This is a genomic window from Streptacidiphilus pinicola (assembly GCF_003258295.1).
Classification (GTDB): Bacteria; Actinomycetota; Actinomycetes; order Streptomycetales; family Streptomycetaceae; genus Streptacidiphilus; species Streptacidiphilus pinicola.
In genome coordinates this window covers 1-17373 of sequence record NZ_QKYN01000082.1, presented here as the reverse complement: position 1 = coordinate 17373, position 17373 = coordinate 1, and the positions used below count along the sequence as shown (strand labels likewise).

At 71.2% G+C, this 17373-nt stretch carries 14 protein-coding genes; 9 read left to right on the top strand and 5 right to left on the bottom strand.

Annotation, left to right across the window (positions count from 1 at the left end; all coding sequences use genetic code 11):
- The first annotated feature begins 56 nt into the window (after positions 1 to 56).
- Positions 57 to 1880, top strand: a complete 1824-nt coding sequence (locus DN069_RS20980) for an NHL domain-containing thioredoxin family protein (protein WP_111503062.1) — start codon at positions 57 to 59, stop codon at positions 1878 to 1880.
- 18 nt (positions 1881 to 1898) lie between these two features.
- On the opposite strand, the gene DN069_RS20975 is transcribed toward DN069_RS20980, so the two are convergent.
- Positions 1899 to 3179 (bottom strand): M18 family aminopeptidase, encoded by a 1281-nt coding sequence (locus DN069_RS20975; protein ID WP_243639514.1) that lies wholly within the window; start codon positions 3177 to 3179, stop codon positions 1899 to 1901.
- Between the two features lie 276 nt (positions 3180 to 3455).
- Positions 3456 to 5285, bottom strand: coding sequence for an acyl-CoA dehydrogenase (locus DN069_RS20970; RefSeq protein WP_111503058.1), 1830 nt, complete (start codon positions 5283 to 5285; stop codon positions 3456 to 3458).
- 160 nt (positions 5286 to 5445) lie between these two features.
- Between DN069_RS20970 and DN069_RS20965 the strand changes: the two genes are divergently transcribed.
- From DN069_RS20965 to DN069_RS20955, 3 genes are all read left to right on the top strand, one after another.
- A complete protein-coding gene (locus tag DN069_RS20965; protein ID WP_111503056.1) occupies positions 5446 to 5871 on the top strand; it encodes an SseB family protein in 426 nt (141 codons plus the stop codon).
- A 112-nt stretch (positions 5872 to 5983) separates the two neighbouring features.
- On the top strand, positions 5984 to 6943 hold the full coding sequence (locus tag DN069_RS20960; protein WP_111503054.1) for a pirin family protein: 960 nt from the start codon (positions 5984 to 5986) through the stop codon (positions 6941 to 6943).
- A 196-nt stretch (positions 6944 to 7139) separates the two neighbouring features.
- On the top strand, positions 7140 to 7823 hold the full coding sequence (locus DN069_RS20955) for a hypothetical protein (RefSeq protein WP_111503052.1): 684 nt from the start codon (positions 7140 to 7142) through the stop codon (positions 7821 to 7823).
- A gap of 16 nt (positions 7824 to 7839) precedes the next feature.
- Here the strand turns inward: DN069_RS20955 and DN069_RS20950 are convergent, their stop codons facing one another.
- Both DN069_RS20950 and DN069_RS20945 read right to left on the bottom strand, forming a co-directional pair.
- Complete coding sequence (locus DN069_RS20950) at positions 7840 to 8661, bottom strand: protein phosphatase 2C domain-containing protein (RefSeq protein WP_111503050.1); 822 nt, start codon at positions 8659 to 8661, stop codon at positions 7840 to 7842.
- 51 nt (positions 8662 to 8712) lie between these two features.
- Positions 8713 to 9765, bottom strand: a complete 1053-nt coding sequence (locus DN069_RS20945; protein WP_111503048.1) for a P1 family peptidase — start codon at positions 9763 to 9765, stop codon at positions 8713 to 8715.
- An 84-nt stretch (positions 9766 to 9849) separates the two neighbouring features.
- On the opposite strand from DN069_RS20945, the gene DN069_RS20940 reads away from it, so the two are divergent.
- A complete protein-coding gene (locus tag DN069_RS20940) occupies positions 9850 to 10215 on the top strand; it encodes an ArsR/SmtB family transcription factor (protein WP_111503046.1) in 366 nt (121 codons plus the stop codon).
- Here the strand turns inward: DN069_RS20940 and DN069_RS20935 are convergent.
- Positions 10199 to 12169 carry an APC family permease gene (locus tag DN069_RS20935; RefSeq protein WP_111503169.1) on the bottom strand — a complete coding sequence of 657 codons (1971 nt, stop codon included), beginning with the start codon at positions 12167 to 12169 and terminating at the stop codon, positions 10199 to 10201. The two genes, DN069_RS20940 and DN069_RS20935, sit on opposite strands and share 17 nt — an antisense overlap.
- 282 nt (positions 12170 to 12451) lie before the next feature.
- On the opposite strand from DN069_RS20935, the gene DN069_RS20930 reads away from it, so the two are divergent.
- The 4 genes from DN069_RS20930 to DN069_RS20915 all read left to right on the top strand — a co-directional run bounded on the left by DN069_RS20930 (position 12452) and on the right by DN069_RS20915 (position 17319).
- Positions 12452 to 14314, top strand: coding sequence for an APC family permease (locus DN069_RS20930; RefSeq protein WP_111503044.1), 1863 nt, complete (start codon positions 12452 to 12454; stop codon positions 14312 to 14314).
- 118 nt (positions 14315 to 14432) lie between these two features.
- Positions 14433 to 14867, top strand: coding sequence for a hypothetical protein (locus tag DN069_RS20925; RefSeq protein WP_165845581.1), 435 nt, complete (start codon positions 14433 to 14435; stop codon positions 14865 to 14867).
- A gap of 329 nt (positions 14868 to 15196) precedes the next feature.
- A complete protein-coding gene (locus DN069_RS20920) occupies positions 15197 to 16300 on the top strand; it encodes a DegT/DnrJ/EryC1/StrS family aminotransferase (RefSeq protein WP_111503040.1) in 1104 nt (367 codons plus the stop codon).
- Between the two features lie 47 nt (positions 16301 to 16347).
- Positions 16348 to 17319 carry a Gfo/Idh/MocA family oxidoreductase gene (locus tag DN069_RS20915; protein ID WP_243639521.1) on the top strand — a complete coding sequence of 324 codons (972 nt, stop codon included), beginning with the start codon at positions 16348 to 16350 and terminating at the stop codon, positions 17317 to 17319.
- Positions 17320 to 17373: the final 54 nt, after the last annotated feature.

The window sequence follows — 17373 nt, the reverse complement described above, 5'->3', positions numbered from 1 at the left end:
GGCGGCCGCAGCTGCGCGTGGAATGCGCCCACAGCCCGATGCGGTTGGATGCAGGTATGGCATCACGTGCACGCGTTCGCGCCCCCGAGCTGGTCGGTAAGGGTGGCTGGCTCAACACCGGCGGCAAGGATCTGACCCTCGCGGATCTGCGGGGAAAGATCGTTCTGCTCGATTTCTGGACCTTCTGCTGCATCAACTGTCTGCACGTCCTCGACGAGCTCAGGGAGCTCGAGGAGGCGCACCGGGAGACGTTGGTGATCATCGGGGTGCACTCGCCGAAGTTCGTGCACGAGGCCGAGCACCAGGCCGTGGTGGACGCCGTGGCGCGGTACGAGGTGGAGCACCCGGTGCTGGACGATCCCGAGCTCGCGACCTGGAAGCAGTACGCGGTGCGGGCGTGGCCGACGCTGGTAGTGGTCGATCCCGAGGGGTACGTGGTCGCGCAGCACGCCGGGGAGGGGCACGCGCACGCGATCGCCGCGCTGGTGGAGGAGCTGGAGGCGGAGCACGGGGCCAAGGGGACGCTGCGGCGCGGGGACGGGCCGTACGTGGCGCCGAAGGCGGCGCCCGGGGCGCTCAAGTTCCCCGGGAAGGCCGTGCGGCTGCCCGGTGGCGGGTTCCTGGTGGCGGACTCCGGGCACCACAGCCTGGTCGAGCTGGCCGCCGACGGGGAGACCGTGGTGCGGCGGATCGGCGGTGGTGAGCGCGGGTTCGCGGACGGGAAGGCCGAGGACGCGCGGTTCAGCGAACCGCAGGGCGTCGCGCTGGTCGACGGCCGGCCGTACGACGTCGTCGTGGCGGACACGGTCAACCACGCGCTGCGCGGGGTGAACCTGGCGACCGGCGAGGTCACGACGCTCGCGGGCACCGGCCGGCAGTGGTGGCAGAACTCCGCGACCAGCGGTCCCGCGCGGGAGGTGGACCTGTCCTCGCCGTGGGACGTCGCCTGGTTCGACGGCCGGGTGTGGATCGCGATGGCCGGGACGCACCAGCTGTGGAGCTTCGACCCGGAGGCCGGGACGGTCCAGGTGGAGGCCGGGACGACGAACGAGGGGCTGGTCGACGGGCCCGCCGCCGAGGCGTGGTTCGCGCAGCCGTCGGGGCTGGCGACCGCCGCCGACGGGAGCCGGCTCTGGGTCGCGGACTCCGAGACGTCCGCCGTCCGGTTCGTCGAGGCCGGGACGCACGAGGTGCGCACCGCCGTCGGGACGGGGCTGTTCGACTTCGGGCACCGGGACGGCGATGCCACGCAGGCGCTGCTGCAGCACCCGCTCGGGGTGACCGTGCTGCCCGACGGCTCGGTGGCGATCGCGGACACGTACAACCACGCGCTGCGCCGGTTCGACCCGGGGACGGGCCAGGTCAGCACGCTCGCCACGGATCTGCGCGAGCCGTCGGGCGCGGTCGTGGACGGGGACGAGATCGTGGTGGTCGAGTCCGCCCGGCACCGGCTGACCCGGCTGCGGCTGCCCGAGGAGGCGGTGCAGGTGGAGGCCGCCGCGCACCGGACGCAACGGCCGGCGACCGAGATCGCGGGCGGCACGCTCGCGCTGGACGTCGTCTTCACCCCGCCGGCCGGGCAGAAGCTGGACGAGACCTACGGCCCGGCCACCCGACTGCTGGTCAGCTCCACGCCGCCGGAGCTGATCCTGGAGGGCGCCGGTCCGGACACCGCGCTGCGACGCGCGCTGACGCTGAACCCGGACGTGACCGAGGGCGTCCTGCACGTCTCCGCCATGGCCGCGTCCTGCGACGCGGATCCGGCGATCGAGTTCCCGACCTGCCATGTGCACCAGCAGGACTGGGGCGTGCCGGTCCGCGTCACCGACGGCGGTACGGACCGGCTGGCACTCGTGCTGGCAGGGATGGACGAAGGCTAGCCCCGACGAACGACAGCCTCAGCTCTCGAGGAAGGCCTTGAGGGCCGAGGCCAGCAGGAACGGGTCGTCCGCCCCGCACAGCTCGCGCGCGGAGTGCATGGACAGGGCGGCGACGCCGCAGTCCACCGTCGCGATGCCGAGGCGGGCGGCCGTGATCGGGCCGATGGTGGTGCCGCAGGGCACGGAGTTGTTGGAGACGAAGCTCTGCCACGGCACGCCCGCCTTCTCGCAGGCGGCGGCGAAGACGGCGCGGCCGGTCGCGTTGGTGGCGTAGCGGTTGTTGACGTTGACCTTGAGGATCGGGCCGCCGTTCGGCATCGGGTGGTGGCCCGGCTCGTGCCGCTCGCTGTAGTTGGGGTGGACCGCGTGGCCCATGTCCGAGGAGAGGCAGATGGTGCCGGCCAGCGCGCGGGCGCGGTCCTCGAGGGTGCCACCGCGGGCGAAGACGGAGCGGTCCAGGACGTTGCCGAGCAGCGGGCCCTGGGCGCCGGTGTCGGACTCGCTGCCGTTCTCCTCGTGGTCGAAGGCGGCCAGCACCGCGATGTGGTCCAGGGTGCCGCCGGCCGCTGCCGCGGCCAGCGCGGCGGTGCCGGCGTGCACGGAGAGCAGGTTGTCGAGGCGCGGTGCGGCCAGCAGCTCGCGGTCGCGGCCGAGGTAGGACGGCGGCTGCACGTCGTGCACCATCAGGTCCCAGCCGACCACGTCGGCCGCGGTGACGCCCGCCGCGGCGGCGACGTAGGAGATCAGCGAGCCCTCGTGGACGTCGCCGAGGCCCCAGATCGGGGTGAGGTGCCGCTGCCGGTCCAGCGTCAGCGCGTCGTTGACGCTGCGGTCCAGGTGGATGGCGAGCTGCGGGACGCGCAGCAGCGCCTCGTCGATCCGGACCAGCACGACGCTGCCGTCGCGCAGCGCGAGGCGGCCGGAGAGGCCGAGGTCGCGGTCGAGCCAGGTGTTGAGCGGGACGCCGCCGTAGATCTCGACGGCGACCTGGCGCCAGCCGTCGGTGCCGGTGTCCGGGATCGGCTTGACCCGCAGGTTGGGCGAGTCGGTGTGGGCGCCGACGATGCGGAACCCGGTGGCCGGGGTGGCGCCCTCGGGCACGTACCAGGCGATGAGCGCGCCGCCGCGGATCAGGTAGCGGCCGCCGAAGGCCGCGTCCCAGGCCGCCGTCTCCTCGACCTGCCGGAAGCCCGCCTTCTCCAGCCGTGCCGCCGCCTCGGCCACCGCGTGGAACGGCGAGGGGCTCGACTGCAGGTAGGCGATGAGGTCATCGGTGTGGCTGCGGTCGAACGCAGGCACGGCCGAGGGCGTGGCGGAAGGCGCGGCGGGGGTCAAGGCTCGCTCCAGACTTGCTGAGAATGTGCTGAGGGTGGGCCGATCTCTGCGGTCGAGCATAGGCCCGACGACGACAGGCGGTTGTTCCATCGCCGTCAAGGCCCGAGCGTGGGCCGAGCACGGCCCCGAGCGCGCGCCCGGACCTGGCCGCGAGCGCGGGCCCGGACGCACGAGGGCCCGGACCCCAGCGGGTCCGGGCCCTCAGCGCTCAGGCGGGCTGCTGATCGGCGGTCGGGCCGATCAGAACGCCTCCTCCGCGAGGTCCATGATCTCGTTGTCGATCCCCTCGGCGATCAGACGCTGGGTGTGCACGTTCGGCAGCACGTTGCGGGCGAAGAAGCGGGCGGCCGCGATCTTGCCCTGGTAGAACGCCACGTCCTTGTCGACGGCGCCCTCCGCCAGCTTGGTCTGGGCGACGGCCGCGGCGCGCAGCAGCAGCCAGCCGACGACCACGTCGCCGGAGGCGAGCAGCAGGCGGGTGGTGTTCTGGCCGACCTTGTACATGTTGCGGACGTCCTGCTCGACGGTGCCGAGCTGGGCCAGCATGGTGCCGACCAGGCCCTCCAGGTCGCCCGCGGCCGAGGCGAGCGCCTCGCGCTCGGCGGCCAGCTCCTCGCCGCCGATGTCGGAGGCGATGGACTTGGAGATCTGCTCCGACAGGGCGGTCAGCGCCTGGCCCTGGTCCTTGACGATCTTCCGGAAGAAGAAGTCCTGGCCCTGGATGGCGGTGGTGCCCTCGTAGAGGGTGTCGATCTTGGAGTCCCGGATGTACTGCTCGATCGGGTACTCCTGCAGGAAGCCGGAGCCGCCGAAGGTCTGCAGGGACTGGGCCAGCTGCTCGTAGGACTTCTCGGAGCCGTAGCCCTTGACGATCGGCAGCAGCAGGTCGTTCAGGCGCTCGGCGGCGGAGGCGTCCTCGCCGCGGGCCTTGAGCAGCTGCACCTCGTCCTGGACGGTCGCGGTGAACAGGACCAGCGCGCGCATGCCCTCGGCGTAGGCCTTCTGGGTCAGCAGCGAGCGGCGCACGTCCGGGTGGTGCGTGATGGTGACGCGCGGGGCGGACTTGTCCAGGAACTGGGCCAGGTCCGGGCCCTGCACGCGCTCCTTGGCGTACTCCAGGGCGTTCAGGTAGCCGGTGGAGAGGGTGGCGATCGCCTTGGTGCCGACCATCATGCGGGCGAACTCGATGATGCGGAACATCTGGCGGATGCCGTCGTGCTTCTCGCCGACCAGCCAGCCCTTGGCCGGGTGCTTGGCGCCGAAGGTCATCTCGCAGGTGTTGGAGGCCTTGAGGCCCATCTTGTGCTCGACGTTGGTGGCGTAGGCGCCGTTGCGCTCGCCCAGCTCGCCGGTCTCCCAGTCGAAGTCGTACTTCGGCACGATGAAGAGCGACAGACCCTTGGTGCCCGGGCCGTGGCCCTCGGGGCGGGCCAGCACCATGTGGATGATGTTCTCGGACATGTCGTGCTCGCCCGAGGTGATGAAGCGCTTGACGCCCTCGATGTGCCAGGAGCCGTCGGGCTGCTGGATGGCCTTGGTGCGGCCGGCGCCCACGTCGGAGCCCGCGTCGGGCTCGGTCAGCACCATGGTGGCGCCCCAGCCCTTGTCGACCATCAGCTGGGCGACCTTGGCCTGCTCCTCGGTGCCCTCCTCGAAGACGACGCCGGCGAAGGCCGGGCCGGAGGAGTACATCCAGATGGCCGGGTTGGCGCCCAGGATCATCTCGGCGTAGGCCCAGACCAGGGAGTTCGGGGTGGGCGTGCCGCCGATGGCCTCGGGGATGCCCAGACGCCAGTACTCGGAGTCCATGAAGGCCTGGTAGCTCTTCTTGAACGTGTCCGGTATCGGCGCGGTGTTGGTCTCCGGGTCGAAGACCGGCGGGTTGCGGTCGGCGTCGGCGAAGGAGGCCGCGAGGTCGTTCTCGGCCAGACGCGCGATCTCGGAAAGGATGGACTTCGCCGTCTCGACGTCCATCTCGGCGAACGGCCCGGTGCCGTAGACCTCGTCACGACCGAGCACCTCGAAGAGGTTGAACTCCAGGTCGCGGAGGTTGGACTTGTAGTGACCCATAGTCGTGAACCCTCAAACTCGATCGACGAGATCTACAGCGATCTACCAGTGAGACCTTCCACCTGCTACCAGCAGGTAGCTGCCATGATGCTACCCAAGGGTAACTTAGATCAACCCCCTGGGACCTGGCGTACGTCACATCGCTCGCTAGCCTTGACCTGTGTACGGCTACGAGCAGCCCCAGCAGGGGCCGAACCCCGGCTATCAGCAGCCCTACCCGGAGCCCTCCCCGCCCTCGCTGGCGGACGCGATCCGGGCCTTCACCTCGGGCGCGATGACGGTCGAGGACTTCCAGTCGATCTTCATCACCTCGAAGATCTACTGCCCACGCGGGGATCGCCCAGGATTCCTCGCGCTGCACAACACGCCCCAGCCGGTGATCCCGATGTTCAGTTCCCTCAAGGAGCTGCGCCGCTACGCGGGCAAGGACTCCAAGTTCTTCACCGTGACCGGGGCGGAGGTGCTGGACCTGCTGCCCACCGGCTACGGGTTCGCGATGGACATGGAGGGCGAGCACCGGATGGTCTTCGACGCCAAGGCGGTCGAACAGATGGTCGACTTCACCATGCGGAGGATGTACGGGTGACGGACGCGTAGGGGAGCTCGTCAGCGGGGCGGGAATTAGTTGACACTTCAACTTGCTTAGAGGTTCAACGTTCAACTACCTTGGACGTGTCGAGCAAAGCAAGGAGGCAGCCATGCCCGCTGTGACCGTAGAGAACCCGCTGGTTCTGCCGCGCGTGGAGACGCCGGACCCGGCCACGACCACGCCGCGCCCGGTCCTGGGCGTGGTCACGGCTCCGGAGGGGTTCGAGGGCGAGGGCTTCCCGGTCCGCCGCGCCTTCGCGAAGATCAACACCAAGTACCTCGACCCGTTCATCATGATGGACCAGATGGGCGAGGTGGAGTACGCGGCCGGTGAGCCCAAGGGCACGCCGTGGCACCCGCACCGCGGCTTCGAGACCGTGACCTACCTGATCGACGGCGAGTTCGTGCATCAGGACTCGACGGGCGGCGGCGGCCACCTGGGCGGCGGCGACACCCAGTGGATGACCGCCGGCGCCGGCATCCTCCACATCGAGACCCCGCCGGAGTCGCTGGTCATGAGCGGCGGCCTGTTCCACGGCATCCAGCTGTGGGTGAACCTGCCGGCCTCGGACAAGATGATCCAGCCGAAGTACCAGGACATCCACGGCGGCCAGGTCAAGCTGCTGACCACCGCGGACGGCGGCGCGGTCCTCCGGCTCATCGCCGGCGACCTCGACGGCCACCAGGGCCCCGGCACGACCTTCACCCCGATCACGCTGCTGCACGCCACGGTCAGCCCCGGCGCGCGGATCACCCTGCCGTGGCGACCGGACTTCAACGCGCTGGTCTACGTCCTCAACGGCGAGGGGACGATCGGCGAGGAGAACCGTCCGATCCACATGGGGCAGTCGGCGGTCTTCGGTGACGGCGACAGCATCGCGCTGCAGGCCTCCGCGATGCAGGAGTCGCGTTCGCCCAACATGGACGTCATCATCCTCGGCGGCGAGCCGATCAAGGAGCCGGTGGCGCACTACGGGCCGTTCGTGATGAACAGTCACCGCGAGCTGCAGCAGGCGATCGAGGACTTCAACTCCGGAAAATTCGGACAGATCCCCGTGACCCGGGACTAGTTCCCAAGGAGAGGGCCCCGTCCACGAATTCAGTGGACGGGGCCCTCGCATATCTGTCACACCTATGCACTAACGTTCACGTCATTCACACAGCATCACGGTGTGTCGAGCGTCTGCAGCGCTCTGCGCCGTGAGCGCACTTTCTTTGGCATGCGCACAGTCATTGGCGCGTGCTTTCTCTGGGGGTAGTACTTTCGTGAAGCTCCGCACCTCTGTGGCCACCGCTGTGGCCGCCACCGCCGCCGTCCTCGCCGTCGGCGCCGCCCCGGCCAACGCGGCCACCACCGCCAAGGTCAACCCGCAGCTGAGCATCTCCGCCAGCACCACCAACGCGACCTACGGCCAGTGGGTCACCCTCACCGCCCACCTGGGCAAGACGGCGTCCAACCGCACCGTCACCATCTACCGCAGCCCGGCGGGCGAGACGACCCAGGTCGTCAAGTCCGGCAAGGTCGACCGCTACGGCAACCTGCGCACCTCCGTCTGGATGGGCCGCAACACCGGCTTCACCGTCAGGTTCGCGGGCGACTCCCGCGACAACGCGGCCGCCCGCGGCGTCTACGTCCACGACGCGGCCGTCATGCACCAGTGGATGACCCAGGGCACCTACTCCGCCGGCCAGAAGCCGACCATCGAGGGCTACGTGTCCCCGAACAAGGCGGGCGAGTCGGTCTACGCCCACCTGCAGGTCTGGTACCAGGGCCGCTGGCAGACCCTTCAGGTCACCCCGAGCAGCTTCCAGCTGAGCTCCAACAGCAGCTTCAAGATCACCACCAGCGGCCTGCCGGCCGGGTACTCCTTCCGTCAGACGTTCACCTTCAACGGTGACGCCCTGAACGGCGGCTCGGGCTACCACTGGGTCTACTTCAAGACCGCCTGAACCACCTCGTAGACCGTCAGCGCAAGGTCGCGTAGAGCGCCGTCGCGTCGTCCTTGGCCTTGCCGCGCGGCCAGCGTGCGCAGGCCGGGTCTGAGGCTTCGGCGTCGCGGACCCGGCGCAGGAGTTCGGCCGGGCCGCGCTGGTCCATCAGACGCATCGCGTCGGGCCAGCCGCCCAGGTCGAACCGGTCGACGAAGCGCGCCGCCCCGTCGGTGAGCGCCGCGAAAGCGCGGAGCTCGGCGAGCGGGGCGGTTCCCGTCTCCGCGTGTTCCGCGGCGCGCGGTAGCGCGGAGGCGACCCACGGGCCGTGCCCGGTGTTGCGCGCGGCCCGGACGGCCAGCGCGTAACGCATGTGCAGGGACGCCCGCTCCGGGCTGCCGTGCGCGGCGGCATGGACCTGGCGGCGCAGCCCCTCCCCCGCCGGGAACGGCTGGTTGTCGCCCATGACGGCGTAGTTCCCCTCCCGGTCCAGCACCAGCTGGGAGTCGCCCAGCACCAGGTACTGCAGGCCGGACCCGTGCGCGCGGGCCGCCACCACCATGGCCGCGGGCGTGTTCGGGTGCGCGAGGTCGCACCGGGCCCCGTGCAGGGACGCCGTCTCGGCGATCGCGTCGCTCAGACACTGCGCCATCGTCCGGTCCGGACGGTCGACCAGACGGGCCAACAGGTGCACGCCCAGCCGCCGGACGAACCAGGCCGTGCCGTGCTCGCAGCCGTTCTCCATCGCGACCGGCGAGCTGCAGCCGTCCAGCAGCACGAACGCGTCCCCGCTGCTGGCGACGAAATCCTCCGAGGGGCGGTCGCCCCGTTGCGGTTCCCCCGCTATCTCCACGCGCATGCAGTCAGTGTGAGACGGCGCGGCGGGCAATGGCAGATGTTTGACGTACCATCACCCGCAATTCGGCTTGTTCGTACACTTGTCCCGAAAGCTGCTGAACTCTCCCACCGACTCCGCGGCCAGTACGGCGTGCCCGATGGCCCGGGTGACGGTGTCGGCCGCCGCGGCGTAGAGCTCGTTGAGCACGCCGGCCTCCACGTGCACGGCGAAGGCACCCGCTCCGGAACCGGCCGTGCCCTCGGGGACCGGCAGCGGGCGTGCGCCGGAGGCGAGGGCGAAGACGGTGTCGCCGTCGGAGAGCAGGTGGATCGGCCGCAGCGCCCGGGCCAGGCCGTCGTGCGCGACCCCGGCGAGCTTGTGGGCCTGCGCCTTGGTCAGCGTCGTGTCGGTGGCGACCACGGCGAGCGTGGTGTTGAGCGACGGCCCGTCGGCGGGCGGCGACGACGGCTCGGCGCGGAGGTCGGGGAACTCGCCCGGCCGGCCGAAGCGGATCGCGTAGAGCTCGCCCGTCACCGGGTCGACCGCGGATCCGACGGCGTTGACGGCCACCAGGGCCCCGAGGGTGACGCCGGAGGGCAGCCGGACCGAGGCTGTGCCGATGCCGCCCTTCAACCCGCCGACGACGGCGCCGGTCCCCGCGCCGACGTTGCCCTGCGCGACCGGCCCCTCCGTGGCCGCGGCGACCGCGGCGCGGCCCAGCGCCGCGTCCGGGCGGGCCCGCCAGTCGCCGCCCCGGCCCAGGTCGAACAGCGCGGCGGTCGGCACCACCGGCACGACCTGACCCGGCTCGGGGCCGACACGGAACCCGCGTCCCTGCTCCTCCAGCCAGGCCATCACGCCCCCGGCGGCGTCCAGCCCGAAGGCGCTGCCGCCGGTCAGCGTCACCGCGTCCACGCGCTGCACGAGGTTGCGCGGGTCCAGCGCGTCCGTCTCCCGCGTCCCCGGCCCCCCACCGCGCACGTCCACTCCCGCGACGGCCCCACCCTCGGGCGCGAGCACCACGGTGACCCCGGTCAGCGCACCCCCACCTACGCGGTGGGCGTGCCCGACCCGGAACCCGGGCACGTCGGTGAGGGAGTTGGTGAGCGCGGATTCGTCTGTCATGACATCAGCCTGGCACCCCTTCAGGGGCGTGCAACGTCCCTCGGCTGAAGAGCGACGCCGAGCGCCCTGAGTACGATGAAAACCATGGTCCCCAGAGCCACCGACGCCGCGTCCGATGACGCCCCCTCCGCGCCCGCGCTCGACGCGGGGGAGGCCGAACGCGTGGCCAGTACCCTGCAAGCGCTGGCGACCCCCTCGCGCCTGCGGATCCTGTCGCGGCTGCGGCAGGGGCCCTGCACGCCGAGTGAGCTCGCCGCCGACGTGGACATGGAGCAGTCGTCCTGCTCGCACCAGCTGCGCCTGCTGCGCAATCTGGGGCTGGTGGTGCGGGAGCGGCAGGGCCGGTCCGTGGTGTACGCGCTCTACGACGAGCACGTGTCCGCGCTGCTGGACCAAGCGATCTACCACGTCGCGCACCTGCGCGTCGGCGGCGTCACCGCGGCGGAGTAGTCCACGGGCTCGGCTCGCCGCGACGGACCGCGCCGGGCGCGCGGCGCGCGGGGCCGCCGGCGCGCCGCGAGGAGGCCAGCTGCCAGGGCACGCTGATGACCATGACGCCGGGCATGAACAGCAGCCGGCTCTTGAGCCACAGCGCGGACTGGTTGTGCAGCGGCTGCTCCCACCAGTGGCCGACCACGTACTCGGGGATGAAGACCGCGACGGCGTCGCGCGGCGACTCTTTGCGCAGACTGCGCACGTAGGCGACGACCGGCTTGGTGATCTCCCGGAAGGGCGAGTCGAGGACCTTGAGGGAGATGTCGATGTCGAACTCCTGCCACTGCCGTTCGAGCTCCGCCGCCTCCTCGCGGTCGACGGCCGCGGTGACCGCCTCCAGCACGTCGGGGCGGAGCGCCTCCGCGTAGCCGATGGCCCGCAGCGTGGCCTTGTGCAGCTTGGAGACCAGGACCACGCCGTGCACTCGGCCGGGCCGGGCCAGCGCGGTCTCCGGGTCCTCGACGGCCAGCTCGTCCGAGACCTCGTCGTAGTGGCGGTGGATCGCCTTCATATTGACGAAGAGGAAGATCGCGGCGACCACGGCCAGCCACGCGCCCTGGGTGAACTTGGTGATCATCACGATGACCAGGACCAGCGCGGTGACACAGGCGCCGAAGCCGTTGATGACCCGGGAGCGCTTCGCCGCCGCGCGCACCTTCGGCTCCGTCTCGCTGCGCAGCAGCTCGTTCCAGTGCCTGACCATGCCGATCTGGGAGAGCGTGAACGAGGTGAAGACACCCAGGATGTAGAGGTGGATCAGGTTGGTGACGTCGGCCTTGTAGGCGACCAGCAGGGCGATGTTGACCAGGGCCAGCGCCACGATGCCGTTGGAGAAGGCGAGCCGGTCGCCGCGGGTGTGCAGCTGGCGCGGCAGGTAGCGGTGCTGGGCGAGGATCGAGGCCAGCAGCGGGAAGCCGTTGAAGGCGGTGTTCGCGGCCAGCACCAGGACCAGCGCGGTGGCGGCCTGGATGTAGTAGAAGAGCACGCTGTGGTCGCCCCCGAAGATCGCCGCGGCGAGCTGGGCGATGACGGTCTGCTGCGGCGCGCTGCCGCAGTTGGGGAAGCCGACGAGCTGGCAGCCGTCGCTGGTGAGGTGGATCTTCGAGGTCAGCGCCAGCACGGTGATGCCGGCGAACATCACCACGGCCGTGATGCCCATGGCCGACATGGTCTGCGCGGCGTTCCTGCTCTTCGGTCTGCGGAAGGCCGGGACGCCGTTGGAGATCGCCTCGACGCCGGTCAGCGCGGTACAGCCGGAGGCGAAGGCGCGCAGCGCGAGCATCAGCAGCGCGAACCCGGTGAGCGTGTTGTTGTGGTCCGTCGGTTTGATCGGGTACTGCGCGCTGGAGGCGATCGGGTTGTGGCCGAAGGCCATCTTGACGAAGCCCGTGATCACCATCAGCAGGATGCCCGCGATGAACAGGTAGGTCGGCGTGGCGAAGGCCTTGCCGGACTCGCGGACGCCGCGCAGGTTCACCGCCGCCAGCAGCACGACGAAGACCACGGCCATCAGCACGCGGTAGGGGGCCAGCCCGGTGAACGCGGAGATGATGTTGTCCACGCCGGAGGCGACGGAGACGGCGACCGTCATCACATAGTCGACCAGCAGCGCGGCCGCGACGACCAGGCCCGGGTTGGCCCCGAGGTTCGAGGAGACGACCTCGTAGGAGCCGCCGCCGCTGGGGTAGGCGTAGACGACCTGACGGTAGGACAGCACCACGACGGCCATCAGCAGCACGACGCCCAAGCCGATCCACGGCGTCAGGTAGAGGAACGCGGTGCCGCCAATGGTGAGTACCAGCAGGATCTCCTGGGTGGCGTAGGCGACCGAGGAGAGCGGGTCCGACGCGAAGATCGGCAGTGCGATCCGCTTCGGCAGCAGCGTCTCACCGAGTTCCTCGCTGCGCATCGCCCGGCCGATCAGCAGCCGCTTCACCACCTGAGGGATGTTCACCACGAACCGAGACTAGGCGATAGCGGACATATTGCCCTTCCCGGCACGCTGCGGGCCCCGAGTCGGGCCAGGGGCCCCGCCGGGGTCGGCCGGCGGGGCGCGTCAGGATCGCGTAGGGGCGGCGGAGGGCGGCGTTAAGGGGGTGTCAGGATGGCTCGGCGGGGCTGCTCCGGGCGGACAGCATGGGGATGCGTCACACAGATGACCACCGCACAGCAACGCCACCCGGGAGGGGCCATGTCGGTACCGGCAGCCATCACTGAGGAGTCCGCACCCCACCCGATACCCGGGGCCGCCGACCCCGCGGAGAGGCATCGCCTGTCCGCGCTCGGCGGCCTCGCCGCGCTCTCGCTGGACGCGATGGCGTCCGTGGCGTACGGGCCCGAGGCGATCGTGCTGGTGCTGGCCACCGCCGGGGCGCACGGGCTCGGGTTCACCCTCCCGGTCACGCTCGCGATCGCCGCGCTGCTGGCGGTGCTGACCTTCTCCTACCGCCAGGTGATCGCCGCGTTCCCGGACGGCGGTGGCTCCTACGCCGTCGCCAAGGCCCACCTCGGCCACCGGACCGCGCTGGTCGCCGCGGCCTCGCTGGTCATCGACTACGTGCTGAACGTCGCGGTCTCGGTGACCGCCGGCGTCGCCGCGCTGACCTCCGCGTTCCCCGGGCTCTACGGGCAGCGGGTGTGGATCTGCCTGGCCGTCCTCGCGGTGGTCACCGCGATCAACCTGCGCGGCATCGCGGAGTCGGCCCGTGCCTTCATGATCCCGACGGTGGTCTTCGTGGCGTCCATCCTGGGCGTGGTCGTCGTCGGCCTGTTCCGCTCGCATCCGGTCGCGCTGCTCGCCACCGGCCACGCCTCGGTCGTCGCCTCCAACGCCACCTCCGTCGGCCTCCTGCTGCTGCTCCGCGCGTTCGCCTCCGGCTGCTCCGCGCTGACCGGCGTCGAGGCGATCGCCAATGCCGTGCCGTCGTTCAAGGCGCCCAGGGTCAAGCGGGCGCAGCACACCGAGATCGCGCTCGGCGGCCTGCTCGGCGTCATGCTGATCGGGCTGGCCGTGCTGATCGGCAGGTTCCACCTGCAACCGGTCGACGGCGTCACCGTGCTGGCCCAGCTGACCGACGCCGCCTTCGGCCATGGCTTCGCCTTCTACCTGGTGCAGTTCGCCACCATGCTGCTGCTCGCCCTCGCCGCGAACACCTCCTTCGGCGGCCTGCCGGTGCTGCTGCGGCTGCTCGCCCGCGACCACCACCTGCCGCATGTCTTCGCGCTCCGCGCCGACCACCAGGTCTACCGCCACGGCGTGCTGGCGCTGGCCGGCGCGTCGGCCGTGCTGCTGGTCGCCTCCGGCGGCGACGTGAACAGCCTCGTCCCGCTCTTCGCCATCGGCGTCTTCGTCGGCTTCACCATCGCCCAGGTCGGCATGGTCCGGCACTGGTGGCGCTCGCGCTGCCCGGGCTGGCGCGGCAAGGCGCTGATGAACGGCTTCGGCGCGCTGCTCACCGCGGCCGCGACGGCGGTCGAGACGCTGACCAAGTTCACCGAGGGCGCCTGGCTGGTCGTCACCCTGCTGCCGCTGCTGGTCCTGCTCTTCACCGCGGTGCGGCGCGGCTACGCCCGCATCGGCGCGAAGCTGGAGCTCGGCGTCGTCCCGGCCGCGCCGGAACCGCGGCACTCGCTGGTCGTCGTCCCCGTGGGCGCGATGTCCCGGCTGACCCGCGAGGCGCTGTCCGCCGCGGTCTCGCTGGGCGACGAGGTCGTCGCCGTGACGGTCGTCCCCGGCGAGGCGGACGAGGAGGAGCGGGCCGGGGCGGAGTCGCTGCGCCGCGACTGGGAGTTGTGGGCGCCCGGGGTCCCGCTGGTCGAGGTCGCCTCGGCGCGACGGGAGCTGGCGCGCCCGATCGTCGGGTACGTCCGCTCGTTGCGCGGCGAGGCCGGCGGCCACGCGTACGACCGGGTCACCGTCCTGGTCCCCGAGGTCGAGCCGGAGCACTGGTGGACCTGGCCGCTGCACAACCAGCGCGGAGCGCTGATCAGCCGGGCGGTCCGGCGCGGCACCGACGCGACGGTCTGCCGGCTCCGGCTGCGGCTGACCGAGTAGGCCGACCCGGGGGCGCTCCGCGTCGCCACGCTAGGGGCGCGTATGGATGCGTCGGGGCGGCGTATGGAACGCGTCAAGATTGCACGGGGCAACCGCCTGCCGCGGGTGAGATGGCGGGGTGTTCGAGGATTCCACCCCTGCGTCGATGCCGACCCCGCTGCTGTTCGTCGTCGCCTTCGGCGTCGCCGCCGTGGCGTCGGTGGTCGTGGGCGCGCTGGCGACGCCGAAGCACGCCGTGGTGGGGCTGGTGCTGGTCGGTGTCGCCTGCGCGGCCGTCGCGCGGCGGGGGAGGAACCTCGGGGCCGCGCTGGTGATCGCGCCGGTCTTCTGGCTCTGTTACGACGGGTTCGTCGAGCACCGGGACGGCGTGCTCGGCTGGGGCGGCTGGACGGAGACCTGGCGGCTCGCCGTCCTCCTCGCGGCGGCCGCGCTGCCGCTCCTCGTGCGGGGTGTGCGCCGGCTGTGGTCCGCGCGAACGCGCTTTCGTCGGGGGTCACTTGAGTGGTTCGAGCCGGAGATGCCGGAGCGCGGGCATCCGTCCGCCTGGAACTGACGCTCGCTCAGACTTCTTTCGCAGCAGGTCAGTTGCTCAGATGTGGTAACCAAACGCTCATTAGGTGCCGACCTCGGCCGAACGGGTGATTGGAGCAACCCCCTCACCAGGCGAAGAATGGATCCCTATTCGCTGAATTGCAGGTTTAATTTAGACAAACGCGCAGGTCAGAATGGGTGGAAGAAATTCTTACAGCCCTCTTGCCCGACCCCGGTGCTCTTATATGCTGTGCCCGCCGTGGCCGCATTGCCAAAAAATCTTGATTGCGATGCGGATACGCCTGTTACTTCATGCTTTCTGGAGAGGAAGCACAGGTGCCGGAGCAAGAAATGATCCAAATCGCCGTGGCCAAACCGGTGATCGGCGAAGCCGAGATCGAGGCCGCCGTTCGCGTCCTGCGCAGCGGAAACGTGGTGCAGGGACCGGAAGTCGCCGGATTCGAGGAGGAGTTCTCCCGACTCGTCGACGGCCGCCATTGCGTTGCCGTGAACTCGGGGACCTCCGCGCTGCAGCTGGCGCTGCTGGCGATGGGAATCGGGCCGGGTGACGAGGTCGTCGTGCCGTCGTTCTCGTTCGCGGCGACGGCGAACGCGGTGCGCCTGGTCGGCGCGGAGCCCGTCTTCGCCGACATCGAACGGGACAGCTTCTGCCTCGACCCGGAGGCCGCCGCCGCGGCGATCGGCCCGCGCACGGCCGCGCTCATGCCCGTGCACCTCTACGGCCACCCGGCCGCCATGGAGGCCCTGGTGGCGCTCGCCGAGCGTCACGGTCTGGCCCTGGTCGAGGACGCCGCGCAGGCCCACCTGGCCTCGCTCGGCGGCAGGCCCGTCGGCGCCTTCGGCACCACCGGCTGCTTCAGCTTCTACCCCACCAAGAACATGCACTCCCTCGAGGGCGGCATGGTCACCACCGGCGACGCGGCCCTCGCCCGCCGGGTGCGGCTGCTGCGCAACCAGGGCATGGAGCAGCGCTACGCGAACGAGATCGTCGGTGCCAACCTGCGCATGACGGACGTCTCCGCCGCGATCGGCCGGGTCCAGCTGGGCCGACTCCCGGAGTGGACCGAGCGCCGCCGGGCCAACGCCAAGGCGCTGGACGCGGGCATCACCACGCTGGTGACCCCGCCGGTCGCGCCGGGCGCCGAGCACGTCTACCACCAGTACACGGTCCGCGTCCCGGAGGGGATCGGCCGCGAGGCGGCGCAGCAGGCGCTCGCCGCGGCCGGCGTAGGCAGCGCCGTGTACTACCCGACGCCGATCCACCGGCTCACCCCCTACGCCTCCGAGGGCTCGTCGAGCGAGCGGACCTGGGACCTGCCGGAGACGGAGCGCGCCGCGGCCGAGGTACTGTCGCTGCCGGTGCATCCGTCGCTCGGCGAGGCGGAGTTGGACCGGATCGTGGCCGCCTGCAACACGCTCGGAGCCGAGCAGTGACCGCGGGAGACCGGCCGCTGCGGGCCGGACTGGTGGGCGTCGGCGCCATGGGGCGCCACCACTACCGGGTGCTGAGCGGACTGGCCGGCGTGGAGCTGGTCGGCGTGGTGGACCCGGCGGCCGACCCGGCCGGCGTGGTCCGGGGCGTCCCGGTCGTGGCAGACGTGCAGCAGCTGATCGCCCTCGGCGTCGACTACGCCGTGGTGGCCTGCCCGACCGCGCTGCACGAGGAGGTCGCGGTCGCGCTGGCCGCGGCGGACGTGCACGTGCTGATCGAGAAGCCGCTGGCCGACACCGTCGAGGGCGCGCGCCGCGTGGTCGAGGCCTTCGAGTCACGCGGACTGGTCGGCGCCGTCGGCCACATCGAGCGGTTCAACCCGGCGCTGCAGAACCTGCGCGGACGGCTGGAGGCGGGCGAGCTGGGCGAGGTCTACCAGGTGGTGACCCACCGCCAGGGCCCCTTCCCGCACCGGATCGCCGACGTGGGCGTGGTCAAGGACCTGGCCACCCACGACATCGACCTCACCGGCTGGGTCACCGGCCAGGAGTACGAGTCGGTGGCCGCGCACACGGTCTCCCGCAGCGGCCGCCCGCACGAGGACATGGTCGCCGTGGTCGGCCGGCTCAGCGACGGCACCATGGTGAACCACCTGGTCAACTGGCTCAGCCCGCTGAAGGAACGGCGCACCGTGGTGACCGGCGACAAGGGCTGCTTCGTCGCCGACACCCTCACCGCCGACCTGACCTTCTACGCCAACGGCGCCATCGACACCGAGTGGGAGGCGCTGCGCGCCTTCCGCGGCGTCGCCGAGGGCGACATGATCCGCTTCGCGATCCCCAAGCGCGAGCCGCTGCTGGTCGAACACGAGAGCTTCCGCGACGCGGTCGTCGGCAAGCAGGCGGACATCGTGACGCTGCGCCAGGGCCTGCGCACGGTCGAGGTCTCCGCGGCGGTCCTGGCCTCCGCCGAGTCCGGCGGCACGGTCAAGATCCCCTCAGCCCGGATACCCACCGCGTGAGCGCGCCGGCCATGTCCGACCAGGAGAGCGCCCCGCGGCCGTCGACGGCCGCGG